The organism is Endozoicomonas sp. Z74 (genome assembly GCF_057680865.1).
In genome coordinates, this window is record NZ_JBLYZI010000010.1 from 16,903 (window position 1) to 38,825 (window position 21,923).

A 21,923-nucleotide genomic window follows, 5' to 3' on the forward strand; every position below is an offset into this window, starting at 1 on the left:
TATTGCCATTCCCTGATATGGGCAAACAATACCTTTAAAGCTAGATTAAAAACCAAACAAATGCGAACTTACCTTAGTCTCAATTCATTTTTTAAACCAAGGGTTACCGCCCATCATTGATTCAAATGCCTGAAGGTATGATCTATCAACGCGAAAATCTTTAGAGGCCATAGCAACCAAACTTTTAAATAAAGCAGGACCTTTAACTCCAACATTGACCGGATTATTAATAAAATCAGTTGCCAACTCAATAAAAATCCCTTCTTGCCTGTCAGCTTCCTTTGGGGGTAATGCATCTCTAGGATTCGCTGCATTGACCTGAACATGTTGTGTAATGACTTTCAGCTGTTGATTGAACGCTCTCAAAAATCGCTGTTTATGCTTGTCAAAATCTAAAGATTCATAGAACTCATCTTTATTTTCTACTGGACGTCTTCTAAGGCGACCACCTTGTTCATCTTCATTTACAGCGTCTTTGACTTCACCATTACCCATAAATGGCGGTGGTGGGTATTTTTTCTCGAAACCATCAGGACCAGACATCTCATCCTCTAGTTTTGGGGGCTCAACATAAGTAATAGCTGCAAACAAGGCTCGGGACATTTCACGCACCACCGGAATAAGCGGGGTATCAATACTGCCTTCCATCAGCCTCAACTCTGTCATAATGCTTTCAATCGATCTTCGATCCGGCTGATAATCTCTTATCAAAGTTGCAATTCCCTGACGAACAATATCGACACGATCTTCCTGGGACACTGACCCAGGAGCAAATGCCCCCACGATTTGACTAACAACATCAGAAGCTTCATCCGTTATGCCTTCGCCTCTTGGATCAACAGGCTTAACAATATGTCTGTACAATAAGTTACTTACCATTTCCTGTGCTTGAGGCTGTATTTCCTTCTCACTTGGTCTATCCATTCGAGAAACCGAAGCCCCTTTCGCATATTCTATAAGCTCATCAACCAGAACATTGATTTGCCTTTCCCTTCTTTCCGCTGCCTTCGGATCAACTGGCCACTGGCCTTCCACCCCTCCCATTTGTTGAACTACATCCCTATACCCTGGAGACTTGAGCATTCCCCCCAAACGAACACTCATGTTAATTACTCTTTCTGGATCCAATTGAACTTTCTCTAGAACACCTCTAAAAGCGTCAGCCATATCTTCTGTTTCTAAATCATCAGCCTCTGTTTGCATAGCTCCGTCTTTAGTAACATGGTTAATTACTTGACTAGAGATATCAGCAACCTGCCTGGCCATCTGCTGTAATTGCTGTGCTTGATCTTCTGTTAAATTAGGGCTGCGACCATGCTTTGCCAGGGGTTTAAAAATATTTTCGTCGAATATGCTAGCCAACTCCCGCGCATCATTGTCGCTCCAGGGAATTCGGCCAGGTCCACCTGCTGCCCCCGCACCACCTTGCCCCTTTCTCATGACAAAGTGGCCACCAGGCTCCCCCTCTCTCTCACTGCCTTCTCCATCATTGCCAACACCAGCAGGCTCTGGAGCCGCAGCGGGTGTTTGTTGAGGGGTCTCCGGAGTCTCTTGCTGCTGCTTGGGAGTATTGGTTTCAGGCTCCCCCTGCCCAGTGGAGCTGTAGTCCTGCATCGGCATAGCAAAATCACCTGCTATCAAGCCAAATGCAATACAAAGACATACCAGCCCAAGCGCTGCCGTAAAGGGGTTTGATAATAAAACTGTCCCGGCAACAGCAAAAATAAGCCCTGCAATTTTGGTGGAATGCTTTTGGCAGAAGCCCCACAGCTTTTTAAGAAATGTTTTATCTGATTTAGTCAGTCTGGGCACATCATCAACAGTTTCCGGCCCTTTAACTTCAACTTTTGCCCCTTTTGCCTTGGCCCCCTGAACCGTCACTTTTACATCGTCATCCGCCTGTGACAGCACGCTTTCCGTTCCAGTATTTTCCCGGCCATCATCTGTGTCATAACCCCTTTCACCTCCTTCAGAAGGCAAACGTGGCTTCACACTTGGGAACTGTGGCTTACGAGGGGTTAAATCTAAATGTTCATCAAAGGCCGCACCAAATTCATCATCAAAACCATAATCAGGCTCTTCCTTAGCAGGAATCCGGCTTCCTGGCTGAGAAAGTCTCTCTTCTACATAATCACCATCCAGAGTGAAATCCTCCGGCTCCTGGTTATGCAAAGATGCCGTGTATCCCGACCCATGAATGCGCTGTGAACCCGAGCTTATTGCACTGTCAGAATACTGACTGCCAGAACCACTTCTCACATGTGAGCCACTGTCCCACATATTATCCCAGCGTCCTTCAGCCTTCTTTTCTTTGGGTGGATCTGTTAACAGAGGGAGGCCATGTCTACGCTCAACCTTTCGTTCTGCTAAAGGTGTCTTTTCAAACGAAGAAGCCGACTCAAAACCGGGAGTGCTTTTCCCCCCAACGCCCTTAACCGTCTTATCAAGAAATCCTCCCTCTTCAGGAAAGGCATCGACATTCAAGCGGGCAAGTTCAAGAGGCTGAGAACGATTAACCGGCTCTGACATAAGAATTCCTTTTCAAAAAAACTTTTCTTATAGATGAAAAGTCTAGTTTATTACGAAAGCAATAATGTTAATTCCAATTACGGATTAGAAACTGAATTTATATTATTAAAGCATTCCAAACGAGCAACTATTCTGAACAAAGCAATTCTTATCCTTTAATAGAGACGACGATAAAGTGCTTGAGACGCTCTATATACTCGCCATAACTGTCGAAGCCATGGCCGGAGCCATTGCCGCTGGCAGGAAAAAAATGGACCCTTTTGGAATACTGATCATAGCCTGCTGCACCGCATTTGCCGGAGGAACCATCAGGGACCTGGTACTGGACAATCATCCAATGGTATGGGTTGGCAAGCCGGAATACCTGGTAATCACTTGCTCAGCAGCCCTTTTCGTAATTCTGATACGCCCCTGGGTTCGCTATCTTACTGAAGCATTCCTGGTTCTTGACGCCATTGGGTTAATCACTTTCAGCATTATTGGCGCCCAGAAAACCCTGGCCCTGGGTCACGGCTATATCATTGCAGCTGCCATGGCTGTATTTACCGGAGCCTTTGGGGGTGTCGTCAGGGATATTCTCTGTAACCAGATGCCTCTGGTCTTTCGTAAAGAGCTTTATGGCAGTATTGCCTTTGCTGCTGCATGGATCTATTTTGGCCTTGCCATGACCTCCCTTCCTCAAAACAGTGCTATTCTGATTACCCTCATTATTGGCTTTACCCTCAGGATCACGGCCATTTATAAAGGGCTGGAGTTGCCAAAATTCAATTTTGACGGTCAGGATTCCCCCCGTGATTGATTATTGGGTCAAAATATTAACCATTCTGCTTTTCTCTATCCAGCAGGCTATAGCTGCGCCCGTCGCTGGTAAAACAGCCATAAACCCGCCGTTAAAAGTGGCTTTAATGCCTGTATTCTCCTCCTCGCCCATTTTTATTGCCGACGATTATCACTATTTTTCCGATGAGCAGCTGACAGTGGAATACTTGTTCATGAGTTCAGCCCAGAACGTTGCTATCGCTGTTGCCACTGGAAAGGCAAATATTGGTGTCACTGGACTGACGGCCGGTTTTTTTAACCTGTCCGGGGAGGCTGGCTTAAAAATCATTGCCGGCCAGTACCAGGAGAAGAAAGACTGGAAAGGGTCTGTTTACCTGGCCTGCAACCAGGCCTATGAGAAAGGCCTGACATCTCCGAAACAGCTTAAGGGCAAACGTCTGGGAATGACACAGCCCGGCTCCACTTTCCATCGTTGGTATGGGTCGTTAGCCGAGATTCAAGACTGGCCAATCAGTCAATTTGAGCTTATCTCCCTCCATTCGCTACCAGGTATGATCAGCGCTCTTTCAAGCTGTCAGGTAGATGCCATGATCGCCCTGCCCCAGATCGCAGAAAAGCTTGCTGGTGAAAACAGGGCTCATATTATTGGAAATGTTTCGGATTATACCCCAGGCCAAGTGGGCGTTGTGTTCAGTTCAAGCACATTTATCCAGCAAGAACCTGCGTGGGTAGAGCGTTTTCTGAGAGCCTATGTCAAATCATCTGAACTCTATCACGACCTTCTTATCCTCCCCCACCAACGATCAGGCAAGAAAGCCAAAAAGCTTTTGAACGATATTAATCGTCACCTCCAGCCTCCCATGCAGGAGCGTGCTCTTGAGCAGTCTGTTCTCTTCATAAGCAGGAACGCAGAGCCCGTCATTAAAGACATTCAGTCAACTCTGAACTGGTTCCAGGAGCAAGAGATGGTCAAGGGAAGCGTGGAGGTCGAGTCAGTAATGCATCTGGAGCCTTTGAAAAAAATCAATAGTATCAGGCGTTAATTGAGTACCTGCGCGGCAGTTATCTCCCTCTTCAGCACAGGAACCTGGGTTTATCCAGCCATCAACCAAAGAGCCAATGTGCCAAGGCAGTGGAAAACAACAAAAAAACCTCTATATAATACGCAGCAATTTCAGTCCGGAATTCAACCAGAGACCTGATTCATATGAGTTATGCTTCCATTCCTGCGGGCAAAAACCTGCCTGAGGATATCTACGTCGTTATTGAAATCCCAGCGAACGCTTCACCGATCAAATATGAAGTTGATAAAGATATGGACGCGATCCTGGTGGATCGATTCATGTCTACCCCAATGTTCTACCCTGCCAACTATGGTTACATCAACCAGACCTTGGCGGATGATGGCGACCCCCTGGATGTGCTGGTGGTGACTCCTTATCCGGTCATTCCGGGTTCTGTGATCCGGTGTCGCCCTCTTGGCATGCTCAACATGTCCGATGAGAAAGGCCGGGACGAAAAACTGATCGCCGTTCCCCACGACAAACTCACCCCGATTTACAAAGACGTCAAAGAGTACACGGATCTTCCACCTTTGCTGCTCCAGCAGATTGAGCACTTCTTTGAAAACTACAAGGACCTGGAGTCCGGTAAGTGGGTAAAAATTGATGGCTGGGAAAGCTCTGAAGCGGCCCTGAAGGTCATTGAAAAGTCCGCTGCCAACTACAAAGGTTAAGTCATATCCCGGGAGCTGAGTATCTCAGCTCCCACCCTCCAGTCTCTATAAACAACCGAAAAATTCCCCCGGCAACAACACCTGCCCCCTGATTCAGGCTTTTCTTACCTTGCATCTGAGCGTTATACCTTCACAATAAATAGCATCAACACCAGGGTATACTGACTCTATGCAACCACCAGCCATCCGTCCGGTTTTACTGGCACTCATTGCTTTATTGGGAATATTTTCAGCGTCTTTCAATTCTGCCAGGGCTGACTTCAAACAGCTGTTTGAAGCTGATTCGTCCACCTCCTCCTTTCTTCCAGTGGAAGAAGCCTTCCGTTTCACCGGGCGGATCCATAAGCAAAATGCATTGATTGAGGTAACAATCACCCCTGGCCACTACCTGTATCAGCACCGTTTTGGGTTTTCCCCAGTCAGTGACATCAAACAGCTTGGAAAGCCGGTTTACCCTGCAGGGGAAGTTATTTTTGACCCTTATTACAATAAGGACCTGGAAACATTCAGCCAGGATTTTACCGTCCAGATCCCCGTTGAATATTCAGGCAACCTGCCGGAGGTTGAGATTGCCTATCAGGGCTGTGCAAAAGCAGGGCTCTGCTACCCGCCCAATAAGGTCACCATCCCCCTGATTACTGGGGAGGGAAATGAACCCTCACTTTCCGGACAGACATCCACTAAACCTCAGACAGATGTAGAAAATCAGTACCAAAATACCATTGAAAGCCACGGACTGCTGGTTGGCCTGCTTCTGTTTGTCCTCGCCGGTATTGGGCTCAGCCTTACCCCCTGTGTTCTGCCCATGATCCCCATTCTTTCGAGTCTGGTTATCGGAGCCAAAGGCCTTGGTAAAGGGAGAGCAGTGGGTCTCACACTGACCTATATCCTGAGCATGTCAGGCACCTTTGCCATCGCAGGCACTCTCACAGGGTTATTTGGGGCCAGCCTGAATCTCCAGGCAAAACTGCAGTCTCCCTGGCTGCTGGTCCCCATGGCCATGCTGTTTGTGGTCCTGGCTCTGAGCCTGTTTGGGCTCTATGAACTGCAACTGCCTGAACGCATCAGAGACCGGCTCAGTGGTGGCTCAAAACAACCTGGCAGTTTTTCGGGTGCTGCCATTATGGGACTTCTGTCTGCCCTGGTGGTATCCCCCTGTGTTTCAGCGCCTCTGGCAGGCGCACTGATTTACATCAGCACAACAGGTGATGCCCTGTTTGGCGGATTATCCCTGTTCGCTCTTGGACTGGGAATGGGGATACCCCTGTTTATCATCGCCGTGGGCGGACGCCAGTGGCTTCCAAAAGCAGGCCCCTGGATGAACAGTGTCCGGGCCTTCTTTGGGGTTCTTCTGCTGGGGGTTGCCATCTGGATGCTGGAGAGAATTCTTCCAGCTCCCCTCACCCTGTTCCTCTTGGGTTCTCTGGCCATGGGCTGTGCGGTTTTTCTGGGGGCTTTAAACACCGCAGCCAGGACACCTGTCGATAAAATCAAACAAATTATTGGCTTGATCTGCCTGATCTACGGGGCCACCCTGCTCATCGGCGCAGCCATGAACAACAGGGATCCCCTGGCCCCCCTGGCTCTGAGCCCTCAGATACTGAGCCAGGGAAAAACCGAACAATCCGGGAACAGCCTCTACTCAGCCAGCAGTTCATTTACCAAAGTAAGCACTGTTGAGGAAATGAAGGCTTTGTTAAGCCAGGCTAAAGTCGATAATCAGGCTGCTCTGGTGGATTTCTATGCGGACTGGTGCATCTCATGCAAAATCATGGAAAGGACTGTTTTTCCTGATCCCCTGGTCACAGACCAGCTGGCCAGAATGACCTTGATCAAACTGGATATCACAGAAAACACGGCTGAACACCAGGCCCTGCTTAACCAATACCGCCTGTTTGGGCCCCCGGCCCTGCTCTTTTTCAACACCGGGGGTGAAGAGGTACCAGGCCTCCGAACCCAGGGGGAGGTCACAGCCGATCAGCTGCACCAAAAGCTCACCCGCCTGTTAAACTCCCCCTGAGCGGACAAGATCGAAGAAATGCACCTGAAATGCTTCGTAACTGTCGTTAACCTCCTGTAACAAGCACAAACTGGACGCGTTATTGACAATGGGGCAAAATGCCTGATCAGATATGTGTTGCACTACCTTACCCGGAACTTTTCCCTGCTCTACTGGACAAAGGCTCTGTGAAAGTCTCTGTAATTGAGGATGATAATGGCTAGGATACTTGTGCTGAATGGCCCAAACCTTAACCTGCTGGGCACCAGAGAACCCGGAGTATACGGTGCGACCACCCTCGACCAGATTAACCAGAACCTTGCCGCTATTGCAGCCGGCCTCGGCCACCAGCTGGAAAGCTATCAGAGTAATGCAGAGCACCTGTTAATAGAGCGTATTCATCAGGCAGGCAGCGAAGGTGTGGACTTTATCATTATCAACCCGGCAGCTTTCACTCACACCAGTGTTGGCCTTCGAGATGCCCTGCTGGGTGTTGCCATACCCTTTATAGAAGTACACCTGTCAAACATCCATCGCCGGGAACCCTTCAGGCACCATTCCTACTTCAGCGATGTGGCTGAAGGCATCATTGCCGGCCTGGGGCCCAAAGGCTATGAGCTGGCTCTCACAGCAGCAATGAACAGCCTTGAAGCGGACAAGAGTTAGCGGATAGACGCTTTGGGTTTCGCCACCCCCTTTGGCAGGCCTGAAGAGCATCAGTATTTAACCACCCTGGCAGAAGACTCTGCCAGTACAAGCATTTGAGATTGACCATGGATATCAGAAAAGTAAAAAAGCTCATTGAGCTGCTGGAAGAATCAGGCATTGACGAGTTGGAAATTCACGAAGGTGAAGAGTCTGTTCGTATCAGCCGTTACTCTCAACATGCTCCAGTGGCTGCAGCCCCTGTCTCTTATGCGGCTCCAGTGGCGCCCCCCGCAGCGGCAGCCGCTCCTGCAGAAGCTCCGGCTGCATCACAGCCAGCTCCGGAAGCAGAGCTTTCCGGCCACCAGGTCAAGTCCCCCATGGTCGGAACTTTTTACACCGCACCGTCCCCCAGCTCTCCGGTATTTGCCGAGGTAGGCCAGCAGGTGAAAGTAGGTGATGTGCTCTGCATTGTTGAAGCCATGAAAATGATGAACCAGATCAAGGCCGACAAAGCAGGCACCATTGAAGCCATTCTGGTGGAGAATGGTCAACCCGTGGAATACGACCAGCCCCTGTTCACCATTGCCTGAGACCGTCGCCATGCTCGATAAAGTCGTTATCGCCAACCGTGGCGAGATCGCTCTCAGAATTCTGAGGGCCTGCAAAGAACTGGGGATCAAAACCGTTGCCGTTCATTCCAAGGCGGATGAAAGTCTGATGCATGTGCATCTGGCCGATGAGTCTGTCTGCATTGGTCCGAACAGCCCAACGGAAAGCTACCTGAATATTCCTGCCATTATCAGCGCCGCAGAAGTCACTCACGCTTCAGCGATTCATCCCGGGTATGGCTTTCTCTCGGAAAATGCCAATTTTGCCGAACAGGTCGAACGCAGTGGCTTTACCTTTATCGGACCTTCTGCCAGCGTTATCGAGCTGATGGGAGACAAGGTCTCAGCCATAGCAGCCATGCAAAAAGCCGGTGTTCCAACGGTCCCAGGCTCAAACGGCTCCCTGACCGATGATCATCAACGCACTCTGGCCATTGCCCGTGACATCGGTTACCCGGTGATCATCAAGGCAGCTGGAGGTGGCGGTGGCCGGGGCATGCGCGTAGTGCATAGCGAGGAAGACCTCATTAATTCCGTGCAACTGACCCAGTCAGAAGCAGGCGCCGCCTTCAACAACGACACGGTCTACCTGGAAAAATTCCTGCAAAACCCCCGTCATGTGGAGTTCCAGGTTCTGGCGGATGGCCAGGGCAATGCTATTCACCTGGGTGACCGTGACTGCTCACTGCAACGCCGTCATCAGAAGGTCATTGAAGAGGCCCCAGCCCCCGGTATTCCCGAAGACAAGCGGGCCACCGTAGCCGCCGCCTGTACCCGAGCCTGTATTGAGATTGGCTACCGTGGAGCAGGAACGTTTGAATTTCTGTATGAAAACGGCGAGTTCTACTTCATCGAAATGAACACCCGTGTCCAGGTTGAACACCCAGTGACCGAATTGATCAGCGGTGTAGATATCGTTAAAGAGCAGCTGCGAATCGCCAGCGGACTTCCCCTGAGCATTCGCCAGGAAGATGTGCAGCTGAACGGTCATGCTTTCGAATGCCGCATTAACGCCGAAGACGCAAAAACCTTCATGCCCTCTCCCGGGAAAGTGACCCAGTATCATGCTCCCGGTGGTAATGGCATCCGTGTGGACAGTCACCTTTACAACGGGTACAGCATTCCTCCCTACTACGACTCCCTGATTGCCAAATTCATCAGCTTCGGCCCTGACCGGGAAACCGCACTGACCCGGATGAAAAACGCCCTGGACGAAGCCGTTGTTGAGGGCATTCGCACCAATATCCCCCTGCACCAGGAGCTGGTAAGGGACGAGCATTTCATGGAAGGGTGCGTCAGCATCCACTACCTGGAAAACAAACTGTCGGAATAAGCCGCCATCGGGCCTGGAATCCCACAGAAAAACTCGCTTTCTGTGCGATTCCAGGCTTATCTCCGCTACAATAGCGCTCAATTACTCTTCCTTGTTTCTGGAACTCGCCTGTCTCAGGCATACTGAGTTCCTCCTGTTTATCGTCTGGATTTAAACATGCCGTGGATTCAAGTCAGACTGGACACCACCTCCGATCACGCTGAACCACTGGAAGACCTGCTGCTCGAAGCAGGCGCCAGTGCCGTCACCCTTCAGGACGCGAAAGACCAGCCCCTTTATGAGCCAGAACTGGGCACTACCCCCCTCTGGACACACACTGTTGTCATCGGTTTATTTGATGCTCACTGTGACATGGAGGCAGTCCTCTCCTTCCTGAAAAGCCATTGTGGCCTTTCCCCTTTTCCACCCCATAAAATCGAGATCGTTGAAGACAAAGACTGGGAACGGGAATGGATGACCCACTTTCACCCCATGAAATTCGGGAACCGTCTTTGGGTCTGCCCAAGCTGGAAACCTGTGCCAGAAGCCGACGCCATCAATTTAATACTGGATCCCGGGCTTGCTTTTGGAACAGGGACTCACCCAACAACAGCCCTGTGCCTGCAGTGGCTGGATCAGCAGCAGAACCTGGAAGGAAAAGACATCATCGATTATGGCTGTGGATCGGGCATCCTTGCTATTGCGGCACTGTTACTGGGGGCCCGAAAGGCCACTGGCGTGGATCTCGACCCCCAGGCCCTGGAGGCTACAGTGGAAAACGCCCAGCGTAACCAGGTCACTCCGGAAAAACTGCAGGTATTCCTGCCGGAAAAACAGCCTGAATCCACAGCGGATATCGTTGTCGCCAACATACTGGCAGGCCCTCTGGTGGAGCTGGCCCCCAAACTGGCCAGCCAGACAAAACCCGGTGGCCGGCTGGCTCTGTCTGGCATTCTGGCAGAACAGGCCGAAGAGATCATCGACACCTACCAGCAGTGGTTCGTAATGGATAAACCCGTTACCCATGAAGGCTGGGCCATGATTTCGGGCCAGCGACATACCCGGTAATACTTTATTCACCTTATTGAATTCGGCCTGCCCATGAAAGGAAAGGCTGGATTCAACCCAAGGGGTCTGATCTAATAAACGGCTACTCTTGCTCAGCTACAGGTAAACCATGACGGCCCCCAGGGTCACCCGCTGCCCCCATTGCAATACTTCGTTCCGCATTACAACCGCTCAGTTACACGCGGCCAATGGTTCAGTGCGCTGTGGATCGTGCCTGCAGGTTTTCGATGCCCAGCCACAAGCCTCCCTGAATGCTCAATCCAGCCATTCAGCCCCATCGGAACCCAATGAAGCCAGGCAACCCTCGACCAAACCGGAGCTGTCAACACAGAGAGAAGCCCCTGAGCCCCCCCATCCCGAGCCATCAAAGGATATTCATTACGACGGCTATCATCACCAGGGCGATCAAGGCCAGAAAATGGATCATCTTCTGGATGACCTGGAACCCTCTGAGCCGCTACAGCCTATTTCAGCAGGCAACTGGAAAAGAACCCTTTCCTGGGGGATCGGTGTACTGCTTTTAAGCGGGCTCCTTTTGCTTCAATACGCTTGGTTCAACCGCAACTCACTGTCATTAAACCCCGGACTCAGGCCCGCTTACGAACAGGCATGCCAGCTCCTCTCCTGTACTCTTCCACCATTGGTGGACATTAACGCCATAAAGAGTATGCAGCTGATCGTCAGAAGCCACCCGGATTTCAGTAACGTGCTTCAAGTGGATGCAGTGATCATCAATAACGCCCGGCACTCTCAGCCCTACCCTGATCTGCAGCTGGTCTTCACTGATATCAATGACCGGCTGCTTGCCAGCAGGACGTTCAGACCAAAAGAATACCTTGGGGGGGAACTGGCGGGCTCAAAGGCAATGCCCGCAGGCCAACCCATTCGCCTGGGCCTGGAAATCATTGATCCCGGACCTGATGCGGTCAATTACCGGCTGACATTCAGCCCCGGCAACCCTCTTTAAAACGCCAGGACCACTGGCGTTGCATACCCCCCCCAAAACCTGTATAGCAGACCGCTCCCCTGACATAAACACTACCCACCTCAAGTTCCCACAGAAAAAAACCTCGCCACAATGTCTAACAATCAACCACCCAAATGGTTCGTCACTATTGCAACAGAATGTGTCAGAGGTAGTAGAAATGATGAAAGATCAGCCGCACAGGCCATGACTTCATGATTTATATCAAAAAATAAACAGAACATTCGTTCTATTATACAACCCCGGTTGTCTATGGCGTTCCAATAACAACGACACAACTGCTAGCACCATGACCGCCTGTAATTAGCAATAACGATCAGCAATCTAATGATCAAATATTGATCAACATCGCTTTATCGTGAAAAATGGAGAGAGTATGATAGCCACCCGGTTTTATCTCCTGACTCACTCTTCTCTTTACTAAGACATTTATGCCATTGTAAAGGGACTGAGCCGTCATCCATTACCGCTTGGCTGAGGCATAACCCTTGTTAAAAATAGGTCCATACACGATCACCACCCCCCTTATTCTGGCTCCTATGGCGGGGGTGACAGACAGTCCATTCAGACGGCTCTGCCTGCGGATGGGTGCCGGGATGGCCGTGTCTGAGATGGTCACCAGTAATCCGAAACTCTGGCATACCAGAAAGTCAAAGTTGCGCATGGACCACAGGGGAGAACAGGAGCCAAGGTCAGTACAGATTGCCGGAGGAGACCCGGAACAGATGGCGGAAGCCGCCCGCCTGAATCAGACCTTTGGCGCCCAGATCATTGATATCAACATGGGGTGTCCGGCCAAAAAAGTGTGTAACAAAGCCGCCGGGTCGGCTTTGCTGAAAGACATCCCGCTGGTTCAGGACATCCTGGCCGCGGTAACGGAGGCCGTTGATATTCCAGTCACCCTGAAGATCCGCACAGGCTGGGATCCGGATCATCGCAATGGTGTAGAAGTGGCTCGACTGGCCCAGCAGTCCGGAATTACGGCACTGGCCGTTCATGGCAGGACACGGGCCTGCATGTACAAGGGGCAGGCTGAGTACGACACCATTGCCAGCATTGTCAGGGAAGTGGATATACCGGTGATCGCCAATGGCGATATCGACTCACCGGAAAAGGCCAGGGAAGTGCTGGATTATACCGGAGCCAGTGCCGTCATGGTCGGCCGAGCGGCCCAGGGAAGGCCCTGGATCTTCCGGGAAATCAACCATTTTCTGGAGCATGGAGAGCATCTTGCTGCTCCGACACCCAAAGAAATTTGCACAATCCTTCAGGAACACCTGGCATCACTGTATCAATTTTATGGTGAGCAACAGGGGGTTCGCATCGCAAGAAAACACGTGGGCTGGTATATGCAGGGTCAGCCCTCGGGCTCTGATTTTCGCAGGCGGTTTAACCGGCTTGAGTCTTCAGACACACAACAATCCTGCATTCGGGAGTATTTTCAATATTTGTTGAAAAAGACTTCAGAAATAGAAGATAACGGAGAGGACATAGCAGCATGACCGCAACACAAGTCATCGTGGAAGAACGCCCGGTCAATGGCCACGGGGGACATGTTACCCCATCGCACAGCCCGGAGACCCAGACCCTACGCGACAGCGTAGAAAAATCCATGAACAACTACTTTTCCCATCTGGATGGACAGGATGTCACCGATGTCTATCAGATGGTGCTTTCCGAAGTAGAAGCCCCCCTGCTGGAAACCGTCATGGCTTACGTCAAGGGCAACCAGACCAAAGCGGCCGTCCTGCTTGGCCTTAACCGCGGCACCCTGCGAAAAAAACTCAAGCAATACGGGTTGCTTTGACCGGTTTCAGGCAACCGCCTGAAACCCGGAACCACTGATCATTCGCCATTCTGCCAGCGCCTGAGCCTTACTCCAGAGGGCTGCACCGGCCACTCCTGGCCAGGCCAGCAGATACACCATAACGCCCGGCGGCTCACAGGGACTGATGTGCCGCTTAGAGAAACCACAATCAGTCAGTACCTCGCTGATTGTGGTCAATCCCCCTCCCACTAAGTAATAAAGCTGCCAATAGCTGCAAATTCCAGATAAAATCGTGCCGATTTTTGATTCCTACGAACCATGAGTGAGAAACAATGGCAGAAGTGTCGACTACACGCCCCATCGGTCGGGCCCTGATAAGTGTTTCCGATAAAACCGGTATTGTTGAGTTCGCTTCAGCCCTGCACCGGCATTCTGTGGAAATCCTGTCCACCGGGGGTACTTACGCACTGCTGGTTGAAAACAATATTCCGGCAGTTGAAATCTCCAGCTATACCGGATTCCCTGAAATGATGGATGGCCGGGTGAAAACACTCCACCCCAAGGTCCATGGAGGCATTCTGGGGCGCAGCGGCCAGGATGAAGGGGTTATGGAAGCCCATGGAATAAAGCCTATTGACCTGGTCGTGGTCAACCTCTATCCCTTTGAACAGACCGTTGCCCAACCGGACTGTGATCTTTCCAGAGCCATCGAAAACATTGATATTGGCGGGCCAACCATGGTCAGGGCCGCCGCCAAGAACCATAAAGACACAACCATTGTCGTCAATGCCTCTGACTACCAGCGGGTACTGGATGAGATGGAAAATAACAATGGCCATATCAGCGCCCCGACCCGGTTTGATCTGGCTGTAAAGGCCTTTGAGCATACCGCCCATTACGACGGTGCCATTGCCAATTACCTGGGTACCTTGATCTCGTCCAACACAGAAGAGCCTGACACCTTTCCACGCACCTTCAATCAGCAGTTCACCAAGGCCCAGGATATGCGCTACGGTGAAAACCCCCACCAGAAAGCAGCCTTTTACCGGGACAACAGTGTTTCAGAAGGAACCGTTGCCAGCGCCCGCCAGCTTCAGGGGAAAGCACTGTCCTACAATAATATCGCCGATACCGACGCCGCCCTGGAGTGTGTAAAGTCATTTGATCAGCCCGCCTGCGTCATTGTCAAACACGCCAACCCCTGTGGAGTCGCCAATGGAGCCGACCTCCTTGAGGCCTATAACCGGGCCTATGCCACAGACCCAACCTCAGCCTTTGGCGGCATCATCGCCTTCAACCGCAAACTGGATGCCATGACGGCCAGAACCATTATTGAGCGTCAGTTTGTTGAGGTGATCATCGCACCGGATGTGGACTCAGAAGCTGAAATCCTGCTGAAGGACAAACAGAACATCCGCGTTCTGAGTGCAGGTCCCCTGCCTGAAGGATCGCGGCACTATCTTGATTTCAAACGTGTCAATGGCGGCCTTCTGGTCCAGGACTGTGACAACCGGGTGGTTAATCCAGCTGACCTGAAAGTGGTCACGGAACGAGCCCCCAGCGAGCAGGAAATGGCCGACCTTCAGTTTGCCTGGAAAGTAGCCAAGTTCGTCAAGTCGAACGCCATTGTGTACACCCGGAATAACCAGACCATCGGTATCGGGGCAGGGCAAATGAGCCGGGTATACAGTGCCCGGATTGCAGGCATTAAAGCGGCAGATGAAGGTCTGGAAGTTAAAGGCTCAGTCATGGCCTCTGACGCCTTTTTCCCGTTCCGGGATGGCATTGATGCCGCTGCCAGTGCGGGAATCACAGCGGTCATCCAGCCCGGTGGCTCCATGCGAGACCAGGAAGTGATCGACGCCGCCAACCAGGCAGGTATTGCCATGGTATTTACCGGCGTTCGTCATTTCCGACACTGAGAGTTGTTCAGGAAAAGATTGAGGATGATAAGCGACGTGAGAACAGGCACCTCGCTTATTCAGGCAACATCCGAAAGCTGAATAAAGTCAGAAGGATACATACTATGAAAGTGCTGATCATCGGTAATGGGGGACGGGAGCATGCCCTGGCATGGAAAACCGCTCAGGATACAAACGTAGAGCAGGTCTTCGTCGCTCCGGGCAATGCCGGCACTGCCCTTGAAGACAAAGTGAACAACGTCGACATTGATGTGGTCGACCTTGAGGGACTGGTCAGCTTCGCCCAGAAAGAGTCCATTGACCTGACCATTGTTGGCCCCGAAGCACCACTGGTTATTGGCGTGGTGGACCGTTTTGAAGCGGCAGGCCTGGCTATTTTTGGCCCCACTCAGGCGGCAGCCCAGCTCGAAGGCTCAAAAGCCTTCACCAAAGATTTTCTGGCCCGACACAACATTCCTACCGCCGCCTACCAGAACTTTACAGAAATCGAACCAGCCAAAGCCTATGTCCGTCAACAGGGAGCCCCCATCGTGGTCAAAGCCGACGGGCTAGCGGCAGGCAAGGGCGTCATTCTCGCCCAGACGGAACAGGAAGCCTTTGATGCCATAGAGGATATGCTGGCAGGCAATGCGTTTGGGGAAGCCGGACACCGGGTGGTGGTTGAGGAATTTTTGACCGGGGAAGAAGCCAGTTTCATCGTCATGGTTGACGGTGAAAACATCCTCCCACTGGCCACCAGCCAGGATCACAAAGCACGGGACAATGGTGATCAGGGACCGAATACCGGCGGCATGGGGGCCTACTCTCCTGCTCCGGTAGTAACACCCGAAATTCATGACCGGGCCATGAAAGAGGTTATCCTCCCCACGGTGGAGGGCATGGCCAGCGAAGGTGCCGCCTACAAAGGGTTTCTCTATGCCGGCCTGATGATTGACAGCACAGGCACACCCAAAGTACTGGAATACAACTGTCGTTTTGGCGACCCGGAAACCCAGCCAATCCTGATGCGACTGAAATCCAGCCTGGCCGAACTGTGCCTGGCTGGCACCCGGGGAGAACTGGATAGCATCAAGGTAGACTGGGACAAACGCTCAGCACTGGGCGTGGTGATGGCTGCAGGAGGGTACCCGGGAACCTATCATAAAGGGGATGAAATTACCGGTCTTGACCAGGTCAGTGATACCGTCAGTGACACTAAAGTGTTCCAGGCTGGAACCCGGACTGAACAGGGTAAGACACTGACCAATGGCGGACGGGTTCTGTGCGTCACGGCTCTGGGAGCCAGTGTCAGGGAGGCCCAGCAACAAGCCTACCGGGCAGTGGATACCATCCGTTGGAACAAGGCCTATTACCGTACAGACATTGGCCACCGCGCCATAGCGAGAGAAGAAGGCTAGATTTCACGACCAAAATGACTCAGCTTCCACCATCCACCGTGGTGGAAGCATGCCATAACACCTGAACTTGCTCAAAACGCGACCACATTCACATAATCCCCAGAACACTACTTCCCAAGCATACCGGTTTGAGTATAATCACGGGTAAAACGGAAAATGGAATTTATACCGTGCTTTTATCAGCCCAAAGGCGTTTATGGGCGCTTCTCTGGCCTATTCTGGCTGCGATTCTGTTCAGCAGTCAGCATGCCTGTGCCAATACTGAAATTCAGACCCCTTCTTTTCTTATCCAGCCCACTGAGGCGATCGGCTACTTTGTAGACAGTTCCCGCCAGCTAAGCCTACAACAGCTGTCTGATAAAAAATACGACTATCGTTTTTCACCCTGGCCAACCGCCGTACTTGAGCCTGAAGAAAAGCAACAGACCCTCTGGCTCAGGTTTCCTGTCAGTAACCATACAAAGGACATCCTTCACCCTATTCTAAAAGTCAGTTATTACCAGCAAGCGCTGCCTGATGTATTCATCAAGTCAAGTCACTCCAGCAGCAGTGCCAGGGCCATTAATCTGGATAAGCTCAATACCGCCAGCTTCCCATTATCCCCGGGAGAAACCGTCACCGTTTATTTGAGAACCCGGTATCATCCCAACATCGCCGAAAACCTGCAGCTTGGCAGTTATGACCAGTTGATGAAACAACAGCGGGCCAGCCTATGGCAAACCGGCCTGCTGGACAGCCTGTTGATCGCGCTGATTATAGTGAATTTCTGGTTGTATCGCAGACACAGAACTCCGCTTCTCAACCGCCCATATTCACTACTCCTGGCCGCAAGCGCCCTTTTGACCCTGACCTTTCTTGGCAGCTGGCAGGGACATTTCAGCAAATGGCTTTACCTTCCTGTGCAGCTGGAAGCCTGGCTGTATCGGGTCTCCCTCCCTCTGCTCAGCCTGGTTTTCTGTCAGCTGGCCATCAAACTGTTCTGCTACAGGCGTCCGGCACTGGGAGTCTATTTTAAAACCCTCTCTCTGGTTTGCCTGGCCACCGTAATGATTCCTCCCCTGGGAAACAGTGAGCTGGCCAACACCCTCTCATTACTGCTTATTCTCACCTGTGGAACCAGTTTCTCCCTGTGCTTCTGGCTGCGAAAACACCGCCAGCAGACCATCACCCCGATGTTGATGATCCCTCTGCCCATCTGCCAACTTATCTTCGTCGTTAGCAATATCCCCCCAACGGAGTTGTCTTCACAAATCGCCACATGGACCCTGCTTCATGTCACCACGCTCACCCTGGGGGTGTTGACGCTTTACCCCCCTGCCCGCTCCAGAACATCCCCAACACTTAATTACTCCCAGCTGGCTTCGGAAGTCGAGCCAACCACCGCGGGGGTGCTGAATGCCATGGGCCATGAACTGAGAACCCCGTTGAACGGGGTACTGGGTATGACAGAGTTACTGCTGAGCACCCCCTTGACCCCCCGGCAGCAAGACTACATTCAGACGCTTTACTATGCGGGGCACGAGCTGGGTAACCTGATCAACCTGCTGGCAGGTGCCTGTAAAACAAAGAATGAACCGCTTCCCTCAGAGCCCCGCCCTCACAATATTCAGGAATTTCTGGATGAGACCCTGGCCAACTTTCGCTACCGGGCAGAACAGAATGGAATTGAAGTTTTATGCTGTGTTGACAACTCCCTGACAGGCCAGTGCTTTGTTGACCGATACAGACTGTCACTCATTATGGAGGCCATGTTGTTTTACGGATTCAGCCAGGCAGACCAGGGAGAGCTTATCCTGAACGTCAAACAGGCCGGATCACTCTGCAAATACCACCCCGAAGAACGCTCCCTGCGGTTTGAACTGACTTTCTGTTCTACCCATAGCCCTCTTATTCAGCCCGACCATCTGTCAAAAAGCAGCCAGTTTGAGCAGGTCAAATCTGAAGCCGCCATGGGGCTCAGCCTGTTTCTGGCCAAAGACCTGATACACCAGATGAATGGCGATGTGGACATCACAGAAGAAGGCACTAAAAAGACCCTGTGGTTCAGCTTACCTCATGCCAGTCCGAGCAAGGCCTCGCCCCCTGCAAAAACGTCATCCACCAAAAAATATCAGGACGATGTCCGCGTTCTGATTGCTGACGATAACGCCACCTGTCGTAAAGTTCTCAGGCAACAGTGCCAGTTACTGGGTATTCAGGTGATTGAAGCCGAAGACGGCCTGGAAGCATTGGCCAAGGTCAGAAGTGAAGCCTATCTGGAAAGAGCGTTTGATGCGATTATCCTGGATCACCATATGCCGGGCCTGAAAGGACTTCAGGTGGCAGAAAGAATCAACGCCGATGACGAAATTGAACAACAGCCAGCGATCATTATCCTGACCGGGGTGACCAACCCTCCCGGCAAGTATCAGACCAGTAAACTGGACATAAGTTCGGTCCTGACCAAACCGGTGACACGCTTTACCCTTCAGAGAGCGCTCACCAAGGCCCTGGAGAAGAAAATGAAAAAAAACCACACACTGGAGGTCGAGCCTTAAACCCTCCCCCAGTCAATTGCCCATGAATTACTGATGATACCCTGCAGACAATTCATGCACTGCATCAACAAAAGCGGCCGCCCGGTCAGGCTCAACAAACTGATGAATCCCATGACCCAGGTTAAAGACATGCCCCGTGCCCGTGCCATATTTTGATAGAATGGTTGCCACTTCCTGACGTATCCGCTCCGGTGAAGCATAGAGGGTTGATGGATCCATATTACCCTGAAGCGCCACGCGACTCCCCACTCTCGTGCGGGCTTCACCCAGGTCCGTAGTCCAGTCCAGACCCAGGGCATCGGCCCCGGCATCGGCCATGGACTCCAGCCACTGGCCACCGTTTTTAGTAAACAGAATGACCGGCACCTTTCTGCCCCCCTGTTCACGGGTCAGCCCTGCAACGATCTTCGCCATGTATTTCAGGGAAAAGTCCCGATAATTTTCCGGACTCAATACGCCCCCCCAGGTATCAAAAATCTGAACCGCCTGAGCCCCCGCAGCAATCTGGGCATTAAGGTACTTTGTGACCGAACTGGCCAGCACCTCCAGCACCTGATTCAGCATCTCAGGTTGATCAAACAGCATCGCCTTGATCCGACGAAAGTCTTTACTGCTGCCACCCTCGATCATATAGGTGGCCAGCGTCCAGGGACTTCCTGAGAAACCAATCAGAGGCACCCGACCGTTCAACTCCCGCCGTATGGTTCTCACCGCGTCCATTACATAACCCAGGTCTTTTTCCGGGTCCGGAACAGACAACGCCTCAACATCCGCAGCAGAGCGAACCGGTTTTCTGAACTTGGGGCCTTCTCCGGCCTCAAAATAAAGACCTAGTCCCATGGCATCAGGAATCGTCAGAATATCCGAAAACAGAATGGCCGCATCCAGCGGGAATCGTTCCAGGGGCTGGAGAGTGACCTCACAGGCCAGTTCAGGGTTCTGGCATAACGCCATAAAATCCCCTGCCCGGGCCCGGGTCTCGCGGTACTCGGGCAGGTAACGCCCTGCCTGCCTCATCATCCACACTGGAGTGACATCAACAGGCTCCCGCATCAAAGCACGCAGGAAACGGTCATTCTTTAGTTCGGTCATAAAATGTCTCAATACAACTTAAGGCCAGCTCAGGGAATCCATGAGACTGACCTGTGTCAGCATAGCCGGGTTTACACGTCCAGATAATCAAGAATGCCTTCGGCAGCCTGGCGACCTTCCCAGATCGCAGTAACCACCAGGTCAGAGCCCCGTACCATATCACCACCGGCAAACACTTTCGGGTTTGTGGTCTGAAACTTGAAGCGTGCCTGTTCCGGGGCTACAACCCGGCCGCCTTCATCAATCTGAATATCATGGTCTTCAAACCAGTCAGCCGGGCTGGGCCGGAAACCAAAGGCTACCAGCACCACATCGGCGTCAAGCACCTCTTCACTGCCCTCAACCGGCCTTGGACGACGACGCCCCTGCTCATCCGGCTCACCCAGCTCTGTGGTGACAACCCTGATGCCTTCCACCTGGCCATCACCCACAATTTCAACGGGCTGGCGATTAAACAGGAACTGTACACCTTCCTGACGTGCGTTGGCCACCTCACGACGGGAGCCCGGCATATTCTCTTCATCCCGCCGGTAGGCACAGGCAACGGATTTTGCACCCTGACGGATCGCAGTCCGGTTACAATCCATAGCGGTATCACCACCACCAAGCACTACCACCCGCTTTCCTTTCAGGTCAATAAACTCTTCCAGGGACGTTTCAAAACCCAGGTTACGATTGACGCTGGAAATCAGGTAAGGAAGGGCATCATACACCCCTTCAAGATTCTCTCCCGGGAAGCCGCCTTTCATATAGGTATAGGTTCCCATACCCATAAAGACCGCATCGTACTCTTCAAGCAGCTGCTCTATGGTGACATCTTTGCCCACTTCGGTGTTCAGCTGAAATTCGATCCCCATTTCAGTGAACACTTCACGACGACGGCTCATCACCTGTTTTTCCAGCTTGAATTCAGGAATACCAAACGTCAGAAGCCCACCAATTTCCGGATTTTTATCAAACACCACCGGGGTAACGCCGTTTCGGATCAGAACATCCGCACAGCCGAGCCCCGCAGGCCCCGCCCCGATCACCGCGACTTTTTTATCCGTCCACACCACCTCGGACATATCAGGTCGCCAGCCCAGCGCCAACGCGGTATCCGTAATGTATTTCTCTGTTGAGCCAATGGTAACCGCACCGAATCCGTCGTTCAGGGTACAGGCACCTTCGCAAAGACGATCCTGCGGACACACACGACCACAGACTTCTGGCAGAGTGTTGGTCTGGTGAGACAGCTCCGCCGCCTCAAACAGATGACCTTCCGACACCAGCTTCAACCAGTCCGGAATATAGTTGTGAACAGGGCACTTCCACTCACAATAAGGGTTACCACAGGCCAGGCAGCGGTGTGCCTGACTCTTGACCTGTTTTTCGTTGAAAGGCTGATAAATCTCAACAAATTCGGTTTTTCTAAGGCGCAGGTTTTTCTTGTCGGGATCCTGCCGTCCGACTTCCACAAATTGAAAATGGTTGTTCAATCGGGCTCTGTTATCACCCGGCAGCGGCTTTTTCAGGCTGCTTTTCAAATTGGGTTGTGACATTT

Annotated in this window: 18 protein-coding genes; 14 read left to right on the top strand and 4 right to left on the bottom strand. The window is 51.8% G+C overall.

The window, feature by feature from the left end:
- Positions 1-84: 84 nt before the first annotated feature.
- Complete coding sequence (locus ACNRUY_RS04660) at positions 85-2,529, bottom strand: hypothetical protein (RefSeq protein WP_488110487.1); 2,445 nt, start codon at positions 2,527-2,529, stop codon at positions 85-87.
- Positions 2,530-2,704: 175 nt separating this feature from the next.
- On the opposite strand from ACNRUY_RS04660, the gene ACNRUY_RS04665 reads away from it, so the two are divergent.
- The 11 genes from ACNRUY_RS04665 to fis all read left to right on the top strand — a co-directional run bounded on the left by ACNRUY_RS04665 (position 2,705) and on the right by fis (position 13,471).
- Complete coding sequence (locus ACNRUY_RS04665; RefSeq protein WP_488110488.1) at positions 2,705-3,328, top strand: trimeric intracellular cation channel family protein; 624 nt, start codon at positions 2,705-2,707, stop codon at positions 3,326-3,328.
- Positions 3,321-4,352 (top strand): ABC transporter substrate-binding protein, encoded by a 1,032-nt coding sequence (locus ACNRUY_RS04670; protein WP_488110489.1) that lies wholly within the window; start codon positions 3,321-3,323, stop codon positions 4,350-4,352. Before ACNRUY_RS04665 ends, ACNRUY_RS04670 begins: the two co-directional genes overlap by 8 nt.
- 164 nt (positions 4,353-4,516) lie before the next feature.
- A complete protein-coding gene (ppa, locus tag ACNRUY_RS04675; protein WP_488110490.1) occupies positions 4,517-5,044 on the top strand; it encodes an inorganic diphosphatase in 528 nt (175 codons plus the stop codon).
- A 169-nt stretch (positions 5,045-5,213) separates the two neighbouring features.
- Positions 5,214-7,064: a protein-disulfide reductase DsbD gene (gene dsbD / locus ACNRUY_RS04680; RefSeq protein WP_488110491.1), complete on the top strand. Its 1,851-nt coding sequence runs from the start codon at positions 5,214-5,216 to the stop codon at positions 7,062-7,064.
- 195 nt (positions 7,065-7,259) lie between these two features.
- Positions 7,260-7,709 (top strand): type II 3-dehydroquinate dehydratase, encoded by a 450-nt coding sequence (gene aroQ, locus ACNRUY_RS04685; RefSeq protein WP_488110492.1) that lies wholly within the window; start codon positions 7,260-7,262, stop codon positions 7,707-7,709.
- A 107-nt stretch (positions 7,710-7,816) separates the two neighbouring features.
- Complete coding sequence (accB, locus tag ACNRUY_RS04690; protein ID WP_488110493.1) at positions 7,817-8,281, top strand: acetyl-CoA carboxylase biotin carboxyl carrier protein; 465 nt, start codon at positions 7,817-7,819, stop codon at positions 8,279-8,281.
- A gap of 10 nt (positions 8,282-8,291) precedes the next feature.
- Complete coding sequence (gene accC, locus ACNRUY_RS04695; protein ID WP_488110535.1) at positions 8,292-9,632, top strand: acetyl-CoA carboxylase biotin carboxylase subunit; 1,341 nt, start codon at positions 8,292-8,294, stop codon at positions 9,630-9,632.
- A 156-nt stretch (positions 9,633-9,788) separates the two neighbouring features.
- A complete protein-coding gene (gene prmA / locus ACNRUY_RS04700) occupies positions 9,789-10,679 on the top strand; it encodes a 50S ribosomal protein L11 methyltransferase (protein WP_488110494.1) in 891 nt (296 codons plus the stop codon).
- A gap of 109 nt (positions 10,680-10,788) precedes the next feature.
- Positions 10,789-11,646: a DUF3426 domain-containing protein gene (locus tag ACNRUY_RS04705; protein WP_488110495.1), complete on the top strand. Its 858-nt coding sequence runs from the start codon at positions 10,789-10,791 to the stop codon at positions 11,644-11,646.
- A gap of 506 nt (positions 11,647-12,152) precedes the next feature.
- Positions 12,153-13,166: a tRNA dihydrouridine synthase DusB gene (dusB, locus tag ACNRUY_RS04710; RefSeq protein WP_488110496.1), complete on the top strand. Its 1,014-nt coding sequence runs from the start codon at positions 12,153-12,155 to the stop codon at positions 13,164-13,166.
- On the top strand, positions 13,163-13,471 hold the full coding sequence (gene fis / locus ACNRUY_RS04715) for a DNA-binding transcriptional regulator Fis (RefSeq protein WP_488110497.1): 309 nt from the start codon (positions 13,163-13,165) through the stop codon (positions 13,469-13,471). The genes dusB and fis overlap by 4 nt, the downstream gene beginning before the upstream one ends.
- Before the next feature lie 6 nt (positions 13,472-13,477).
- Here the strand turns inward: fis and ACNRUY_RS04720 are convergent, their stop codons facing one another.
- Complete coding sequence (locus tag ACNRUY_RS04720) at positions 13,478-13,669, bottom strand: hypothetical protein (RefSeq protein ID WP_488110498.1); 192 nt, start codon at positions 13,667-13,669, stop codon at positions 13,478-13,480.
- Positions 13,670-13,764: 95 nt separating this feature from the next.
- On the opposite strand from ACNRUY_RS04720, the gene purH reads away from it, so the two are divergent.
- The 3 genes from purH (at position 13,765) to ACNRUY_RS04735 (ending at position 19,288) form a co-directional block, all read left to right on the top strand.
- The gene (purH, locus tag ACNRUY_RS04725; protein ID WP_488110499.1) at positions 13,765-15,354 is read left to right on the top strand and encodes a bifunctional phosphoribosylaminoimidazolecarboxamide formyltransferase/IMP cyclohydrolase; all 1,590 of its coding nucleotides are present in this window, start codon (positions 13,765-13,767) and stop codon (positions 15,352-15,354) included.
- Positions 15,355-15,458: 104 nt separating this feature from the next.
- Positions 15,459-16,751 carry a phosphoribosylamine--glycine ligase gene (gene purD, locus ACNRUY_RS04730; RefSeq protein ID WP_488110500.1) on the top strand — a complete coding sequence of 431 codons (1,293 nt, stop codon included), beginning with the start codon at positions 15,459-15,461 and terminating at the stop codon, positions 16,749-16,751.
- Between the two features lie 128 nt (positions 16,752-16,879).
- On the top strand, positions 16,880-19,288 hold the full coding sequence (locus ACNRUY_RS04735) for a response regulator (RefSeq protein WP_488110501.1): 2,409 nt from the start codon (positions 16,880-16,882) through the stop codon (positions 19,286-19,288).
- Between the two features lie 27 nt (positions 19,289-19,315).
- Here ACNRUY_RS04735 and hemE read toward each other — a convergent pair whose 3' ends face one another.
- Together hemE and ACNRUY_RS04745 are read right to left on the bottom strand one after the other, a co-directional pair.
- Positions 19,316-20,380 carry a uroporphyrinogen decarboxylase gene (hemE, locus tag ACNRUY_RS04740; RefSeq protein WP_488110502.1) on the bottom strand — a complete coding sequence of 355 codons (1,065 nt, stop codon included), beginning with the start codon at positions 20,378-20,380 and terminating at the stop codon, positions 19,316-19,318.
- Positions 20,381-20,451: 71 nt separating this feature from the next.
- Positions 20,452-21,921, bottom strand: a complete 1,470-nt coding sequence (locus tag ACNRUY_RS04745) for an FAD-dependent oxidoreductase (RefSeq protein WP_488110503.1) — start codon at positions 21,919-21,921, stop codon at positions 20,452-20,454.
- Between the last annotated feature and the right edge of the window lie 2 nt (positions 21,922-21,923).